The organism is Mycolicibacterium neoaurum ATCC 25795 (assembly GCF_000691525.1).
Classification (GTDB): Bacteria; Actinomycetota; Actinomycetes; order Mycobacteriales; family Mycobacteriaceae; genus Mycobacterium; species Mycobacterium neoaurum.
Genome location: NZ_JMDW01000009.1, coordinates 114,983 through 130,273 on the forward strand (window position 1 = coordinate 114,983; position 15,291 = coordinate 130,273).

Here is a 15,291-nt window from a genome sequence, read left to right on the forward strand (position 1 = left end):
TCGTGCGATGAACACTGTCGCCGGCGGACCGGCACCCACGACCGAGCCGACGCTGAACGCGCCGGGGCCGTTGGCGCCGGGTGGGCTGCGCATCACTGCGCTGGGCGGTATCGGCGAAATCGGCCGCAACATGACCGTTTTCGAGCATCTCGGTCGGTTACTCATCATCGACTGCGGTGTGCTGTTCCCCAACCACGACGAGCCCGGCGTCGACCTGATCCTGCCGGATCTGCGCCACGTGGAGAATCGGCTCGACGATGTCGAGGCATTGGTGCTCACGCACGCACATGAGGATCACATCGGGGCGATCCCGCATCTGCTGAAACTACGCGGCGATATTCCGGTCGTCGGTTCGAAGTTCACGCTGGCGCTGGTGGTCGAGAAGTGCCGCGAGCACCGCATCAAGCCCAAGATCATCGAGGTCGCCGAGGGGCAGCGCAGCACCCACGGGGTGTTCGAATGTCAGTACTTCGCGGTCAATCATTCGATCCCGGATGCGCTGGCCATCGCCGTGCACACCGGCGCGGGCACCATCCTGCACACCGGCGATATCAAACTCGACCAGCTCCCACCGGACGGGCGGCCCACCGATCTGCCCGGCATGTCGCGCCTCGGGGATGCCGGCGTGGATCTGTTCCTGTGTGACTCGACCAATGCCGAGCATCCCGGGGTGAGCCCGTCCGAGAGCGAGGTCGGCCCCACCCTGCACCGGCTGATCCGCGGCGCCGAGGGCCGCGTGATCGTGGCCTGCTTCGCCTCCAACGTCGATCGTGTCCAGCAGATCATCGACGCCGCAGTCGCGTTGGGCCGGCGGGTGTCCTTCGTCGGCCGGTCCATGGTGCGCAACATGGGCATCGCCCGCGAGCTCGGCTTCCTGCGGGTGGCAGATGAGGACATCCTCGATATCGCGGCCGCCGAGATGATGCCGCCCGAACGGGTCGTGCTGATCACCACCGGCACCCAGGGTGAGCCGATGGCAGCACTGTCGCGGATGTCGCGTGGCGAGCACCGCAGCATCACGCTCACCGCCGGTGATCTGGTCATCCTGTCCTCGTCGCTGATCCCCGGCAACGAGGAGGCGGTGTTCGGAGTCATCGATGCGTTGGCCAAGGTCGGAACCCGGGTGGTCACCAATGCCCAAGCGCGGGTGCACGTTTCGGGTCACGCCTACTCAGGTGAACTGCTGTTCCTCTACAACGGCGTGCGTCCGCGCAATGTGATGCCGGTGCACGGCACCTGGCGGCACCTGCGGGCCAATGCCGCGTTGGCCGTGAGCACCGGTGTACCGGCCGAGAACGTCATGTTGGCCGAGAACGGGGTGAGTGTCGACCTGGTCAACGGTGTCGCCTCCATCGCGGGCGCGGTGCCGGTGGGCAAGCGGTTCGTCGACGGTCTGGTCACCGGTGACGTGGGGGAGTCGACCCTCGGCGAAAGGTTGACCCTGTCTTCGGGTTTCGTCGCCGTCACGGTGGTGGTGCATCGCGGCACCGGGCGTGCCGCAGGGCCCGCACACCTTCATTCGAGGGGATTTTCCGAGGACCCCAAGGCGCTCGATCCGGTCGCCGAGAAGGTGGCCCAGGAGTTGGAGCGGCTTGCCGGTGATCAGGTGACCGATCCCGTTCGCATCGCTCAAGCGGTGCGGCGCACCGTCGGCAAGTGGGTGGGGGAGACCTACCGGCGCCAGCCGATGATCGTGCCGACCGTCATCGAGATCTAGTCGCTACGCACGGCCAGTGCCGTCCATTCGATCGGCGACGCGCTCAGCGGTCGACCGGTAGGACGGATGTAGATGTCCCGGTAGTAGCTCGGCCCGGCCTGCTCGATCAGTCGCCAGCCGTAGCCACGCAGCATCTCCTCCAGCTGCTCGGGAGCAAAACCGGATTTCCACAATCGTGGGACGAACCGGCGGTACACCGCATCGCTCTCGTATCTCTCGATGCCGTCGACGAAATCGGCGCGAACGTAGGTGAAGACCAGTCTGCTGCCGGCGGTCGCCTGGCGGAGTTGTGCGAACAGGTCGTGCACCGCAGCGGGGGACAGGTACTGGGTGAGCCCTTCGGCGATGTAGAGGGTGCGGCCGGTATCGCGAAAATTGTTGCTGTGCAGCGCGTTCATCAGCCGCTCGCGTTCGAGGTCCAGGCCGATCAACTGCACGGAGGCAGGCACCGCGCCGAGCGCGCGCTCGACAGTTGTTCTTTTCCGGTCGATGCTTGCTTGCTGATCGACCTCGAACACCGGCAGATCGCTGTAGCGGGCGATCCGATACGGCCGAGTGTCCAGACCGGACCCGAGGATGACGACGGCGTCGGTCTCGCTGGCCGGATCGGAAACCTTGTCATCGATATAGCGCTTGCGACAGGCGATCCCGGCCCAAAGACCCGGGCCGGACCGATCCGAGGCCGCGATCAATGCACGGCGCAGCCAGCCCGCGCGCGCCATCCTGGCCAGTGCCCGATAGCCCCGCGGCAGGAAGGAGGCCGCCAGGTCATCGTCGATCAGCCGGCGTTGCGGCGGCTCCAGCGCCTCGATGGCCGACAGCAACATCGGTCCGATGGCGGTGCGGGCGGCCGGATTCGACCGCACTAGCGCTTGTTCACGAATCCGGCATCCAGTGGCAGCGTGACACCGGTGACGTACCGGGCGGCATCGGATACCAGCCAGAGCACCGCATTGGCGATGTCATCGGCATCCAAGGTCTGCACCGGCAGCGCGTTGGACATATCCGGTCCGCGCTGCTCCTGCTGGGCCATGCCCTGCAACCAACTGCGGATGAAGTCGTTGTCGATCATGGGAGTGTCGACAGCGGCCGGATGGATGGAGTTGACCCGGATGTTGAACTGCGCCAATACGTTCGCATACACCCGCATCAGGCCGACGATGCCGTGCTTGGCGGCGGCGTAGCCGACCGATCCGGCCAGTGGCGAGCCGATGCCGACCAGTCCGGCCACCGAGGACGTCAACACGATCGACCCCCCGTTGCCGAACTTGACCATCGGTTTCATCGCGACGTCGACGGTGTTGTAGACCCCGGTGAGGTTGACGTCGATCACGTCCTGCCAGGCGTCCTCACCTGCCATGGGCGCGATGCCCGCGTTGGCGATGACGATGTCGAGTCGGTCGCCGAGCGCTTCGGTGCCGGCCCGCAGTGCCGACTTCACCGCGTCCCGGTCCCGCACATCGGCTTCGGCGGCGTAGATCCGCGCCCCCGCCTCCTCGACGAGCTTGACCGTCGCCGTCAGGTCGTCGGGGGTTGCCAACGGGTAGGGCACCGAGGCGATCTGATCGCACAGGTCCACTGCGATGATGTCAGCGCCCTCACCGGCGAGCTTGACCGCGTGCGCACGGCCCTGGCCGCGCGCCGCGCCGGTGATGAAGGCGACCTTCCCCGATAGTGATCCCATGACGCCGCCTAACCGCGGAGCTGACCCTTGGCCGGATCACCGGCAACGATCGGTGTCAGCATCTTGATATCCGGTGCACCGGCGAGGTGGTCACCTATCGCACCGAAGAGCTTCCCGATCGCCGGCGCGGTGCCGTGCTTCTGCAATGCATCGGCGTCGGCCCACTGTTCGACGAAGACGAAGGTCCCATCGGCCTCGTGCAGTGAATAGAGCTCGCAGCCCGGCTCGTCGTGCACCTCGGCGATGGCCTCGGTGCATGCCGCGCGAACGGTATCCACGGATTCAGGTTTGGCGGTCATGGTGGCGACGACGACAACAGGCATGGTGCTCCTCAACTCCGAGTGGCTTGCCGACCCACCCTACTTGGGTGTGGCCGGCGTCACCGGAACAGCGTCCTGGTCGATGGCGGTGATGGAGTCGGCACCCACGAGATACAACCGTGCGGTGGGCAGGTCGAGGAACAGCCCGACCACGGTCACCGTTCCGGCAGCCAGATGTTCGGCGACCTGCGGGTGTCGTTGCGCAGCCTGCACCTGAATGGCGACGTTGACCACGCTGAGCTGGTCGGCACCGGTGAACCCGGCGTCGGCGGCAGCGGCTGCGACCGGGTGATAGGCGCGGAACGCGGCCAGTGCCTCGGCGCCGTGGCCCAGCCACTTCTCGACAGCACCGTCGGCATCCTCGTGCATCAGATCGTGCATCGCATCGCAGCCGGAGTGGCCGCAGATGGCGATGGTGCGCACCGACAGACGACCCACCGCGTAACTGAGGGCGGACTCGACCGACAGGTCTGCCCCTACGAGATTGCCGACGTTGCGCACGTTGAGCAGCTCGCCGGGCGCGGAATCGGTGATGAGGTTGGGCAGGATCCGGGCGTCGGCGCAGGAGATCAGCATGGTGTGCGGATCATGCTGGGCGCCGGCCGATTCCATCCGGGCACGCAGCAGTGGCGCCAGGCCGTTGCTGAAGCGGTCGACACCGCCGGCGAAGTGCGGCGGCCAGATCATCCGCAGCGCGCTGATCACCCGGCGGCCCTCGGTGTCGCGGCGCGGAATCCGGGTGTGGGCGAACTCCATCCGCGCGGTACCGGTCTCGGTGACGGTGACTTCGCCGCCACGTCCGCGGCGCTGCTCGATCCATTCCTGCAGCGTGTCCAGCGCCGCATGGTCGAGGTAGTCGACGTTCAGGTCGATCGATACCTCGGCGCCGTCCGGGATCTCGGCCAGCGCGGCGGTCAGCCGCGGCAGAGCCAGGAAGCTGCACGAGCCGGTGATGGCGACGTGCCAGCGGGGCGGGCCGTCCGCACCGATGCGTCCGGTCAGGTCCTCGGTCACGATCGAGACCCGCACGATCCGCCAGGCGGCGATGGCGATGGCAAGGACCAGACCGATGAGCACCCCTTCGAGCAGGTTGAGGAACACCACGCAGACCAGCGTCACCCCGTATATCAACAGTTCACCGGTACGGCGGGCCAGATGGATGTGCGCCAGCTTCACCAGCTGGATACCGATGACGATGAGCAGGCCGGCGAGGGCGGCCATCGGGATCATTTCGACCACGTTGACCAGCAGCACCGAGAACAGCAGCAGCCACACGCCGTGCAGAGCGGCCGAGGCCCGGGTCTTGGCGCCGGCGCCGACGTTGGCGGTGCTGCGCACGATGACGCCGGTGACCGGTAGGCCGCCGAGCAGACCCGAGGACATGTTGGCGGTGCCCTGGCCGACGAGTTCGCGGTTGAAGTCGGTGCGGGCGCCGTCGTGCATCTTGTCCACGGCGGTGGCCGACAACAGACTCTCCACACTGGCGATCAGGGCGACGGTCAACACCGCGAGTGCGATGGCACTCCAGGTGCCCTGCGGCATCTCCGGCAGCCCAACCGCGTCGATGACGGATTCGTCGAGGGCGATCCGGTCGGTGACCAGGCCGGGCAGGTAGCTGACCGCGGTGGCCAAGACCACCGCGACCAGCGCGCCCGGCACGGCACGTGCCGCCGCCGGGGCATACCGCCAGGTCAGCATGACGACGATGACCAGGCCGCCGATCAGGATCTCGGTCCAGCCCGGGTGGGCCAACTGGCCTGGCAGCGAGGTGAGGTTCTCCCAGGCATTACTGCGCGGACCCCCGCCCAACAACACATGCACCTGCTGCAGGGCGATGGTGATGCCGATACCGGCCAGCATCGCGTGCACCACGATCGGCGCGATCGCCAATGCGGCGCGGGCTATGCGGCTGAGTCCAAGCAGGATCTGCACCACGCCTGCCGCAGCGGTGATGGCGCAGGTGGCCTTCCAACCGAATTGCGCCACCAGTTCGGCGACCACCACGGTCAACCCGGCCGCGGGTCCACTGACCTGCAGCGGGGATCCGCCGACCAGCGCGCAGACGATCCCGCCGACGATCGCGGCGATCAGGCCGGCCACGACCGGAGCACCGGATGCGACCGCGATACCTATGGACAATGGCAGTGCGACGAGAAAGACGACCAGCGAGGCTGGTATGTCATAGCGAAAGATATTGTGTAACAAAGGGTTAACATTGTCCTGTGATTTTGTCCGCGTCACCTCCCCGACTGTAGCGCCGCCTTCGGAATCCGTCGTCTCGTGGCTGGGTGACGATGCGCACGTTTGGTTAATCGCTGTTTGGAGCCCACTTCGCGGCCTACGAATTCCGTAGCGAGCCGGTCGCGGCGGGTTGTATGACATACCCGGTCCGAATCAGCCGCTTCGAGACCAATTTGTGACTGGTGTGGCTGATGGTGAAAGAGAGGCCTCTGCGACTAGGCTGGCAGCCATGGCCAACAAGACCGCCGCCCGGTCCCGAGCCCGTTCCAGCACGTCAAAGGGCAGTTCGGGAACCAAGTCGCGGGCAGCAAGTAAACCGGCGAAGCGTCCTGCCCCGCCTCGGCGTAAGCCTGCGCCACGCCGTTCGCCGTCGCGCTTTGCCGCTGCCGGCGCGGCCGTCGGCCGGGGAACCCGGGCCGGCTGGCTGATGGTTGCCAAGGGTGCAGGGTCCACCGCGCGTTCGGTCGGCCGGGCTCGTGACCTCGAGCCCGGCCACCGTCGCGACGGGATCGCGCTGGCGCTGCTGGGACTCGCGGTCGTCGCCGCCGCCAGCTCCTGGTTCGATGCCGCCCGACCCGTAGGCGGATGGATCGACATCGTGCTGCGCACCATCGTCGGCGGTGCCGTCGTGTTGGTGCCGATCGTGCTCGGCGTCATTGCCGTCGTCCTGATGCGCACTGAGCCGAACCTCGACGCGCGACCCCGCCTGATCCTCGGCTCGGTCATGATCGCGCTGCCGGTGTTGGGGCTGTGGCACGTGTGGGCCGGTGCGCCACTGGATTCGATCGCACGCCGCGACGCCGCGGGCTTCATCGGTTTCGTCATCGGCGGACCGCTCTCAGACGGGCTGACGGTGTGGATAGCGACGCCGCTATTGGTGATCGGCGTGCTGTTCGGGGTGTTACTGCTGACCGGCACGACGATCCGCGAGTTGCCCGACACCTTGCGGGACATGTTCAGCACACGCGGCTTCGACGACCGCTTCGACGACGAGTACGACGAAGACGACTACTACGACGATGATGCCGAGGCCGTCACCGACGACTTCTCCGATGCCTATTACGACCGTGAAGACGACCTCGGTGCTGCTGACGCCCAGCAGTGGCCGACTGCCGAGTTGCCTGCCGGGACGCCGATGGACAACTACCCACTGCCGGTCGAAGAGGCCCCCACCGCGCCGGAACCGGTCGCGGCCAAACCCCGCCGGCCCAAGCCGGAACCGAAGAAGCCGAAGAAGGACGACGACACCCTGGTGGTCGACCGGGTCGTCGAGGGGCCCTACACCCTGCCGTCGCTGGATCTGTTGATCGCCGGCGACCCGCCCAAGCTGCGCACCGCCGCCAACGATCAGATGGAAGCCGCCATCACCTCGGTGCTCGAACAGTTCAAGGTGGACGCCGCGGTCACCGGATGCACCCGCGGCCCGACGGTCACCCGTTACGAGGTGGAACTGGGCCCCGGTGTGAAGGTCGAGAAGATCACCGCATTGCACCGCAACATCGCCTACGCGGTGGCCACCGAGAGCGTGCGCATGCTGGCGCCCATCCCGGGCAAGTCCGCCGTCGGCATCGAGGTGCCCAACACCGACCGCGAGATGGTGCGACTGTCCGACGTGCTGACCGCGCCGTCCACCCGGCGCGATCACCACCCCTTGGTGATCGGCCTGGGCAAGGACATCGAGGGTGACTTCATCTCGGCCAACCTGGCCAAGATGCCGCACCTGCTGGTGGCCGGTTCCACCGGCTCGGGTAAGTCCAGCTTCGTCAACTCGATGCTGGTCTCGCTGCTGGCACGGGCCACCCCGGAGGAGGTCAGGATGATCCTGATCGACCCCAAGATGGTGGAACTGACGCCGTATGAGGGCATTCCGCACCTGATCACGCCGATCATCACCCAGCCCAAGAAGGCCGCCGCCGCGCTGGCCTGGCTGGTCGAGGAGATGGAACAGCGCTACCAGGACATGCAGGCCTCCCGGGTGCGCCACATCGACGTGTTCAACGAGAAGGTGCGCACCGGCGAGATCAGCACCCCGCTGGGCAGCGAGCGGGTCTACAAGCCCTACCCCTACATCCTGGCCATCGTCGACGAGCTCGCCGACCTGATGATGACCGCGCCGCGCGATGTCGAAGAGGCCATCGTGCGCATCACCCAGAAGGCCCGTGCCGCCGGCATCCACCTGGTGCTGGCCACCCAGCGCCCGTCCGTCGACGTGGTCACCGGTCTGATCAAGACCAACGTGCCCTCCCGGCTGGCGTTCGCCACCTCATCGCTGACCGACAGCCGCGTCATCCTGGACCAGCCGGGTGCCGAGAAGCTGATCGGTATGGGCGACGGGCTGTTCCTGCCGATGGGCGCCAACAAGCCCATTCGTATGCAGGGCGCCTTCATCAGCGATGAGGAGATCCACGCCGTCGTCGAGGCCACCAAGGCTCAGGCCGAGCCCGAGTTCGTCGAGGGCGTCACCAAGGCCAAGCCGGCCGGCGGCGAACGCGGCGATGTCGACCCCGACATCGGTGATGACATGGACGTCTTCCTGCAGGCCGTCGAGCTGGTGGTGTCCAGCCAGTTCGGCTCGACCTCGATGCTGCAGCGCAAGCTGCGGGTCGGCTTCGCCAAGGCAGGCCGCCTGATGGACCTGATGGAGACCCGCAACATCGTCGGCCCGTCCGAGGGATCCAAGGCGCGCGAGGTGCTGGTCAAGCCCGACGAGCTGGCCGGCACGCTGGCGCTGATCCGGGGCGGCTCGGACGCCGACGGCGGCGACGACGAGGACGAGGACGAGCCCGACTTCTAACGCGATTCGAGGAGCGTGAGCCGTGACCATTGCGGCTCACGCTCCACAAGTCGCTAAAGGGTGAGCAGCATGCGGGTATTGCCGAGGATGTTCGGCTTCACATAGGAGAGGTCGAGGAACTCGGCCATGCCGGTATCGAAGGACCGGCACATCTCCTCGTAGACCTCGGCGGTCACCGGGGTGCCCTCGATCTCGGTGAAACCATGCCTGCCGAAGAAGTCGGTCTCGAAGGTGAGCACGAAGATGCGCTGCAGGTGTAGTTCACGTGCCACATCGAGCAGTTGGGCGACCACCCGGTGCCCGACTCCCTTGCCGCGGACCTTGGGATGCACCGCGACGGTGCGCACCTCGCCGAGGTCGGCCCACAGCACGTGCAGGGCACCGCAGCCCACGATCTCACCGTCGGCCTCGGCGACCCAGAACTCCTGCACCGCCTCGTAGAGGTTGACCAGGTTCTTCTCCAGCAGGATCTTGCCTGCATAGATGTCCACGAGATCCTTGATCGCCGGCACATCGGAGGTACGGGCCCGGCGTACCACAAGGGCATCTGGGACTTGATCGACCGCCTCGCTCACAGCAGCGAGAGTATCGGCATGGGCAACCGATATTCTGTTTCGGTGCCGGGCCAACCAGATACCGATCCAGTGGTTCCCCGTGCGTCCGTCGCCAACGTCGCCAATCTGCTGACCGGTGTCCGATTCGTTCTCGTCCCGGTCTTCCTGGCCGCCCTCTTCGCCGGTGATGGTCATGAGACGTCCTGGCGAACAATCGCTTTCATCGTGTTCACGACGGCGGTCATCACCGACCACCTGGATGGCGCGCTGGCCCGCGCCTACGGCATGGTCACCGAATTCGGCAAGCTGGCCGATCCGATCGCCGACAAGTTGCTGATCGGCTCGGCGCTGATCGGGTTGTCGATGCTGGGCGACCTGCCCTGGTGGATAACCATCGTCATCATGGTCAGGGAGATCGGTGTCACAGTGCTGCGACTGGCGGTGCTGCGCCACGGTGTCATCCCGGCAAGCCGCGGTGGCAAGGTGAAGACACTGGTCCAGGCCGTCGCGATCGGACTGTTCATCCTGCCGATCTCCGGGCTGTGGTTGACCACCGCCACCGCGATCATGTGGCTGGCCGTTCTGCTGACGGTCTTGACGGGTGCCGACTATGTGGTGTCGGCGGTGCGCGACTCCCGGGCCCGGCCGGCCACCTGACGAGCGCGCCATCCGCCGGGGAACCAACGGGCCGCCGAGGGCGTTGACCCATGTATGACGACACTGCTGCGTGAGGTGATCGGCGACGTGCTGCGTGGCGCACGGACCGGGCAGGGGCGGACGCTGCGTGAGGTGTCCGACGCGGCCCGGGTCAGTCTCGGTTATCTGTCCGAGGTCGAGCGGGGCCGCAAGGAAGCTTCCAGCGAGCTGCTCAGCGCCATCTGCGATGCCCTGGAGATCCCGATGTCGCGGGTGCTCTTCGACGCCGGTGAGCAGCTGGCCCGCCAGGAGCATGCCGCCGGCGGCGTGACGGGCATCGACGCCGCCACCAAGGTCGTGATCCCGCAGGTTGTGTCCATGGCGGTGGCTTGATCGGGTGCTGAAACGATAGGTTGACCCCAAGACGTTGCGCACCTCCGAACTACGAAGGCGGGAAACTTCATGGCCAATCCGTTCGTCAAGGCGTGGAAGTACCTCATGGCGCTGTTCAGCTCCAAGGTCGACGAGTATGCCGATCCGAAGGTGCAGATCCAGCAGGCGATCGAGGACGCTCAACGCCAGCATCAGGCCCTGACCCAGCAGGCCGCACAGGTCATCGGCAACCAGCGTCAGTTGGAGATGCGGCTCAATCGGCAGTTGGCCGATATCGAGAAGCTGCAGGCCAACGTCCGCCAGGCGCTGACGCTCGCCGATCAGGCCACCGCGGCCGGTGACGCCGCCAAGGCCACCGAGTACACCAATGCCGCCGAGGCGTTCGCCGCTCAGCTGGTGACCGCCGAACAGAGCGTCGAGGACCTCAAGGCGCTGCACGACCAGTCGCTGCAGGCCGCCGGCCAGGCCAAGAAGGCCGTCGAGCAGAACGCGATGGTGCTGCAGCAGAAGATCGCCGAGCGCACCAAGCTGTTGAGCCAGCTGGAGCAAGCCAAGATGCAGGAGCAGGTCAGCGCCTCGCTGCGGTCCATGAGCGAGATCTCCGCACCGGGCACCACCCCGAACCTCGACGAGGTGCGCGAGAAGATCGAGCGTCGGTACGCCAATGCGATGGGTGCCACCGAGCTTGCCCAGAACTCGGTCCAGGGCCGGATGATGGAGGTCCAGCAGGCCAGCGTGCAGATGGCTGGTCACTCCCGTCTCGAGCAGATCCGCGCCTCCATGCGCGGCGAGGCATTGCCGTCGGGTGACGCCTCCGCGCCGACGGCCAATCCGGCCGCCAATCCGCCGGCTGCCGCGCCGGAAAACCCACTATCGCAATAGTTCTGGAGGAGATATGGCCGCGGGACCGCGATCGGGCCGCCGAGGGGGATGGCGCGCTGTGGCCGCGCGGGGCCTCCAGGGCGGGATAGACACCGCCGCCGAATTCTCCGGTCTGCTGGCGAGCAAGCTCGCCGCCATGTCCGACCCACGGGCCAAGCTGCTGCGCAAACGCCGATGGGCGCTGCGTCTCGGTCTGTTCTTCGGTCTCAGCAGTGGCTTCTGGATTCTGGTGACCGCGCTGCTCGCGGTCTGGAGCACGCCGGTGTGGGCGTTGATCGTCACCGGTGTGATCGCCGCGGGTGCCGCGTTCCCGGCCACCTTGTTCTTCCTGCGCTACCGCTGGTTGCGTGCCGAACCGTTGCCCGCCGGTCCCACCGCCAGGCGGATGCCGCCGTGGGGTTCGGCGGCTCGCAAGCCGATGGCCGACCTGGGGTCCTCCGAGCGCGGGCTGTACTCGTTGCTCGGGGTGCTACAGCGTAGCCGGATGCTGCCCGAGTCCGACCTGCGCGATATCGAGATCGCCGCCGGACAGACCGCGGTCACCATGGCCGCGACCGCCGACGAGGTGGTCGCCATGGAACGCACCGCTGCCGCCTCGCCGCGCTCGCGCGCGCATCTCGCGCCGACCATTGCATCGTTCACCGGGCAACTGCAGCGCGGCGCCCAACAGTACGACGAAATGGTCACTGCGGCAGCACAATTGGTGTCCTCTCTGAACGCTGGTCCGGTATCGCAATCGCCGATGGCCCAGCAGCGTTACCGTGACGAACTGGTCCATGCCACCGACCGGCTGCAGGGGTGGGCGCAGGCCTACAGCGATCTCCGCGACATCGGAGTCCGGCGCGGCGCCTGATCAGATGTCGTGCGTGCCCAGTTCGGCGGAATCCGGCCGCGGGCCGAACCGGTCGATATAGGACTGGTGTTTGGCGGCGTCGCGCTGCCGGGCCAGCGCGTCGACCAGCGCCGGGTTCAGGCCGTGCACGCGCAGCATGTGCCGACGCCAGATCTTGTTCAGCGCGTGGGAGAAGTAGATGAACGGGATCAGGATGGGGACCGTCATCGACAGGTGCACATACAGCGTGGTGGGAATGAGCCAGAACGGTGCGAGCACCAGCACCGCCGGGACCAGCACGCGCAGCATCAAGCGCCGGGTCGCACCCGGTCCGGCGAGATCGTTGCGGACCCAGTCCAGCATGGAATCGGGGAGCCGACGGCCCAGACAGTAACCGACCAGCTGGACCAGATTAGGCTTCGACCTGGTCATCGCCGCCCCGTCATCGCAGCCGGGGCCGCAGCGCCGGGATCGCCGCTCCGGCCAATCCACGCACCAGCGCCTTGGTCATGTCGAACATGTCGAAATAGTCGCGCCAGAGCGTGATCCGACCGTCGCGCACCTCGAATACGCCGCATACCCAGAACTGCAGCCGCACCGGGCCGATCATCAGGACGTCGGTGCGCTCATTGAGCACGACACCACCATCGGAAGCGGTCCGGTGGATGGCCACGTCGAACCCGAAGGCAGGCCGGTCCAGACCCCGGAACACGGCAAGGACGCGACGACTCCCGCGCACGGTCGGAAAACCGACGTTCTGGTAGACGATATCGTCGGCGATCAGCGCGGCCGCGGTGTCGAGGTCGGGCCCGCGCAGCGAGAACAGGAACTTCTCCACCGTCGCGATATCGGCCGCGTCGGTGCTGGTCTGGGATGCCTGGTCGGTCATGGAACTCAGCGTATGTGACAGGGTGTGCGGTGTGCGCGTAGCTGTGGTGGCCGGACCGGATCCCGGGCATGCCTTCCCCGCGATCGCGCTGTGCCTGCGGTTGCGCGCCGCCGGTGATGTACCTGTCCTGTTCACGGGTGCGCAGTGGCTGGACACCGCCCGGTCGGTGGGATTGCAGGCCGAGCTCTTGGCGGGTCTTGACCCCGATGACACCGATGACGACGGTGACGCGGGTGCCAAGATTCATCGTCGGGCTGCGCGGATGGCGGTGCTCAATGTGCCCGGGATACGTTCGGCCGCAATTGATCTGGTGATCTCCGATGTCATCACAGCGTGCGGCGGGATGGCCGCCGAGCTGCTCGGTGTGCCCTGGATCGAGCTGAACCCGCATCCGCTGTACCTGCCGTCGAAGGGTCTGCCGCCGATCGGCAGCGGTCTCGCGCCCGGCGTGGGCGTGCGGGGGAGACTGCGCGACACGGTGATGCGTGCGCTGACCGCGCGTTCCATCCGCGCGGGCCATCGGCACCGGGAGCAGGCCAGGACGGCTATCGGATTACCCGCCCGCGACCCGGGACCGCTCCGACGACTGATCGCGACGTTGCCCGCGCTTGAGGTGCCGCGACCGGACTGGCCGGCCGAGGCCGTCGTCGTCGGCCCTTTGCATTTCGAGCCCACCGATGCGGTGCTGGCGACTCCGCCGGGTGACGGCCCGCTGGTGATGGTGGCGCCCTCGACCGCCGTGACCGGGACCGCTGGACTTGCCGAACTGGCGTTGTCCGCCCTGCGGCCGGGCCGCGAACTACCGGCCGGGACGCGGGTGGCCATATCGCGCCTCGGCGGCCCCGATCTGGCGATGCCGGAGTGGGCCGTGGCCGGGCTGGGGCGCCAGGACGAGTTGTTGGCCCAGGCCGACGTGCTGGTCTGCGGTGGTGGTCACGGCATCGTCGCCAAGGCGCTGTTGCACGGGGTGCCGCTGGTGACCGTCCCGGGTGGCGGTGACCAATGGGAGATCGCCAATCGGGTGGTGCGGCAGGGAGCGGGACGTCTCATCCGGCCGCTGACCGCGGAGTCACTGTCTGCTGCCGTGGCCGCGGTGCTGGCTGATCCAGGGTATCGGGGTGCCGCCGAGCGGGCCAGATCCAATGCCGGCGCGGTGGCCGATCCGGTACAGGTGTGCCATGACGCGCTGGCTCCGAACCGCTGACGGTCGGTAGGTTGGCGGCGTGCGTCTCACCGAGTTCAACGATCGTGTCACCGGCCTATTCGGTGCCGCCTACGGGGCGTCGGTGCTCGTGGACCATGTCCTGAGCGCGCTGGGCGGACGGACGGCTGCCGAGGCCATCGAGGCCGGGGTGGAGCCGCGGGATGTGTGGCGGGCGCTGTGCGCGGATTTCGATGTGCCGCGCGATCAGTGGTGACCGGTCAGGCCTGCCGGTGGGCGAGCACCCTATCCAGGAATTCCACCTGATCGATACGGACCTGCGGGTCCAGGTAGATGTCGAAGTGGCCGTACGGATAGCGGCGAAGCTCACCGCGGGGGGGCGCGCTCGGCGGTGGTGACGGTCGATCCCGGCGGCGCGGTGGTATCGCTGTCACACACGCACACCAGCACCGGCATGGTCAGCCGCCGGGCCGTGCGCACCGGTCGGTAGAAGGGGAAGCGCAGCATGAGGCGCGCGGCGAACTCGTTGCGCCACAGCGATTCCGGACCGACGATGGCGGCCAGGCCCGGTTGGGCGTCCGGCGCGGTCATCGCGGCCACCGTGCCTGGTGCGCCGACGGCGGGTATCAGCAGCGGCGGACCGCCCCGCCAGGCCCGGATCTGATCTCGGATCGCGGCGATCGTGATGCGTGCCGAGGTCAATGGCGCGACCTTGGCCAGGGTGGGTAGCGCGTCGGTGAACGGGGCCTGGGAGACCACGGCCGCGATGGACGGGTCGTCGGCGGCGATGGCGAGCACGTGGCCGCCGCTGAACGAGGATCCCCACAGCACGATGCGGTTCGGGTCGATGCCGTCGAGTCCGCGGGCCCACTCGACGACGGCCCGGTAGTCCGCGTGCTGGGCGGCGATGTCGATCAGCTGGCGGGGTTGACCGGTCGACGCGCCGAAACCGCGGTAGTCGAACAGGGCGACGGCGTAGCCGGCCGCGCAGAATGCCTCGGCATAAGGGGGTAGGCCGTCGTCCCGGGTGCCTGCGAACCCGTGGGCCATCACGACGCAGGGCGTGTCGGTACCGGGTGTGTTGCCGGTATCGGGCCGGTAGAGGTAGACCGCGATGTTTTCACCGGCGAAGGGAACCCGCAGGTCCGCACGCTGAGTCATCGCACGAGAGTACCGGCCTGCGATAC

Annotated in this window: 15 protein-coding genes and 1 pseudogene; 8 read left to right on the plus strand and 8 right to left on the minus strand. The window is 67.3% G+C overall.

Annotation, left to right across the window (positions count from 1 at the left end; translation table 11 throughout):
* Nucleotides 1-7: 7 nt before the first annotated feature.
* Nucleotides 8-1,717: a ribonuclease J gene (locus IC40_RS0112460; protein WP_042509688.1), complete on the plus strand. Its 1,710-nt coding sequence runs from the start codon at nucleotides 8-10 to the stop codon at nucleotides 1,715-1,717.
* Here the strand turns inward: IC40_RS0112460 and IC40_RS0112465 are convergent.
* The 4 genes from IC40_RS0112465 to IC40_RS0112480 are packed head-to-tail and all read right to left on the minus strand — an operon-like array spanning nucleotide 1,714 to nucleotide 5,926.
* Complete coding sequence (locus IC40_RS0112465; protein ID WP_030135045.1) at nucleotides 1,714-2,583, minus strand: SAM-dependent methyltransferase; 870 nt, start codon at nucleotides 2,581-2,583, stop codon at nucleotides 1,714-1,716. The two genes, IC40_RS0112460 and IC40_RS0112465, sit on opposite strands and share 4 nt — an antisense overlap.
* Nucleotides 2,583-3,401: a mycofactocin-coupled SDR family oxidoreductase gene (locus tag IC40_RS0112470; RefSeq protein WP_030135046.1), complete on the minus strand. Its 819-nt coding sequence runs from the start codon at nucleotides 3,399-3,401 to the stop codon at nucleotides 2,583-2,585. The genes IC40_RS0112465 and IC40_RS0112470 overlap by 1 nt, the downstream gene beginning before the upstream one ends.
* 8 nt (nucleotides 3,402-3,409) lie before the next feature.
* Nucleotides 3,410-3,724 (minus strand): putative quinol monooxygenase, encoded by a 315-nt coding sequence (locus IC40_RS0112475; protein WP_030135047.1) that lies wholly within the window; start codon nucleotides 3,722-3,724, stop codon nucleotides 3,410-3,412.
* A 36-nt stretch (nucleotides 3,725-3,760) separates the two neighbouring features.
* Complete coding sequence (locus IC40_RS0112480) at nucleotides 3,761-5,926, minus strand: SulP family inorganic anion transporter (protein WP_036469928.1); 2,166 nt, start codon at nucleotides 5,924-5,926, stop codon at nucleotides 3,761-3,763.
* A gap of 265 nt (nucleotides 5,927-6,191) precedes the next feature.
* Between IC40_RS0112480 and IC40_RS0112485 the strand changes: the two genes are divergently transcribed.
* Entirely contained in the window at nucleotides 6,192-8,756 is a 2,565-nt protein-coding gene (locus tag IC40_RS0112485; RefSeq protein ID WP_191293376.1) for an FtsK/SpoIIIE family DNA translocase, read from the plus strand.
* 53 nt (nucleotides 8,757-8,809) lie between these two features.
* On the opposite strand, the gene IC40_RS0112490 is transcribed toward IC40_RS0112485, so the two are convergent.
* Nucleotides 8,810-9,331: an amino-acid N-acetyltransferase gene (locus IC40_RS0112490; protein WP_030135050.1), complete on the minus strand. Its 522-nt coding sequence runs from the start codon at nucleotides 9,329-9,331 to the stop codon at nucleotides 8,810-8,812.
* 42 nt (nucleotides 9,332-9,373) lie between these two features.
* On the opposite strand from IC40_RS0112490, the gene pgsA reads away from it, so the two are divergent.
* From pgsA to pspM, 4 genes are all read left to right on the plus strand, one after another.
* Nucleotides 9,374-9,967, plus strand: a complete 594-nt coding sequence (pgsA, locus tag IC40_RS0112495) for a CDP-diacylglycerol--glycerol-3-phosphate 3-phosphatidyltransferase (RefSeq protein ID WP_030135051.1) — start codon at nucleotides 9,374-9,376, stop codon at nucleotides 9,965-9,967.
* Between the two features lie 54 nt (nucleotides 9,968-10,021).
* Nucleotides 10,022-10,339 (plus strand): transcriptional regulator ClgR, encoded by a 318-nt coding sequence (gene clgR / locus IC40_RS0112500; RefSeq protein WP_030135052.1) that lies wholly within the window; start codon nucleotides 10,022-10,024, stop codon nucleotides 10,337-10,339.
* Between the two features lie 69 nt (nucleotides 10,340-10,408).
* A complete protein-coding gene (gene pspA / locus IC40_RS0112505) occupies nucleotides 10,409-11,221 on the plus strand; it encodes a phage shock protein PspA (protein ID WP_030135053.1) in 813 nt (270 codons plus the stop codon).
* Between the two features lie 13 nt (nucleotides 11,222-11,234).
* Nucleotides 11,235-12,074, plus strand: a complete 840-nt coding sequence (gene pspM, locus IC40_RS0112510) for a phage shock envelope stress response protein PspM (RefSeq protein WP_030135054.1) — start codon at nucleotides 11,235-11,237, stop codon at nucleotides 12,072-12,074.
* On the opposite strand, the gene IC40_RS0112515 is transcribed toward pspM, so the two are convergent.
* Both IC40_RS0112515 and IC40_RS0112520 read right to left on the minus strand, forming a co-directional pair.
* Entirely contained in the window at nucleotides 12,075-12,485 is a 411-nt protein-coding gene (locus IC40_RS0112515; protein ID WP_030135055.1) for a DUF5313 domain-containing protein, read from the minus strand.
* A 10-nt stretch (nucleotides 12,486-12,495) separates the two neighbouring features.
* Complete coding sequence (locus IC40_RS0112520; RefSeq protein WP_030135056.1) at nucleotides 12,496-12,942, minus strand: limonene-1,2-epoxide hydrolase family protein; 447 nt, start codon at nucleotides 12,940-12,942, stop codon at nucleotides 12,496-12,498.
* A 31-nt stretch (nucleotides 12,943-12,973) separates the two neighbouring features.
* Between IC40_RS0112520 and IC40_RS0112525 the strand changes: the two genes are divergently transcribed.
* Together IC40_RS0112525 and IC40_RS0112530 are read left to right on the plus strand one after the other, a co-directional pair.
* Nucleotides 12,974-14,146 (plus strand): glycosyltransferase, encoded by a 1,173-nt coding sequence (locus IC40_RS0112525; RefSeq protein WP_030135057.1) that lies wholly within the window; start codon nucleotides 12,974-12,976, stop codon nucleotides 14,144-14,146.
* 19 nt (nucleotides 14,147-14,165) lie between these two features.
* Nucleotides 14,166-14,360 carry a DUF3046 domain-containing protein gene (locus IC40_RS0112530; protein WP_030135058.1) on the plus strand — a complete coding sequence of 65 codons (195 nt, stop codon included), beginning with the start codon at nucleotides 14,166-14,168 and terminating at the stop codon, nucleotides 14,358-14,360.
* 4 nt (nucleotides 14,361-14,364) lie between these two features.
* On the opposite strand, the pseudogene IC40_RS26510 reads toward IC40_RS0112530, so the two are convergent.
* Nucleotides 14,365-15,265: pseudogene (locus IC40_RS26510) on the minus strand (alpha/beta hydrolase).
* Nucleotides 15,266-15,291: the final 26 nt, after the last annotated feature.

Excerpts from the sequence above, each read along its gene's own strand:
- IC40_RS0112460 (WP_042509688.1), top strand. The coding sequence starts at position 8 with ATGAACACTGTCGCCGGCGGACCGGCACCCACGACCGAGCCGACGCTG.
- IC40_RS0112470 (WP_030135046.1), bottom strand. The coding sequence starts at position 3,401 with ATGGGATCACTATCGGGGAAGGTCGCCTTCATCACCGGCGCGGCGCGC.
- IC40_RS0112475 (WP_030135047.1), bottom strand. The coding sequence starts at position 3,724 with ATGCCTGTTGTCGTCGTCGCCACCATGACCGCCAAACCTGAATCCGTG.
- IC40_RS0112485 (WP_191293376.1), top strand. The coding sequence starts at position 6,192 with ATGGCCAACAAGACCGCCGCCCGGTCCCGAGCCCGTTCCAGCACGTCA.
- clgR (WP_030135052.1), top strand. The coding sequence starts at position 10,022 with ATGACGACACTGCTGCGTGAGGTGATCGGCGACGTGCTGCGTGGCGCA.
- pspA (WP_030135053.1), top strand. The coding sequence starts at position 10,409 with ATGGCCAATCCGTTCGTCAAGGCGTGGAAGTACCTCATGGCGCTGTTC.
- pspM (WP_030135054.1), top strand. The coding sequence starts at position 11,235 with ATGGCCGCGGGACCGCGATCGGGCCGCCGAGGGGGATGGCGCGCTGTG.
- IC40_RS0112515 (WP_030135055.1), bottom strand. The coding sequence starts at position 12,485 with ATGACCAGGTCGAAGCCTAATCTGGTCCAGCTGGTCGGTTACTGTCTG.
- IC40_RS0112520 (WP_030135056.1), bottom strand. The coding sequence starts at position 12,942 with ATGACCGACCAGGCATCCCAGACCAGCACCGACGCGGCCGATATCGCG.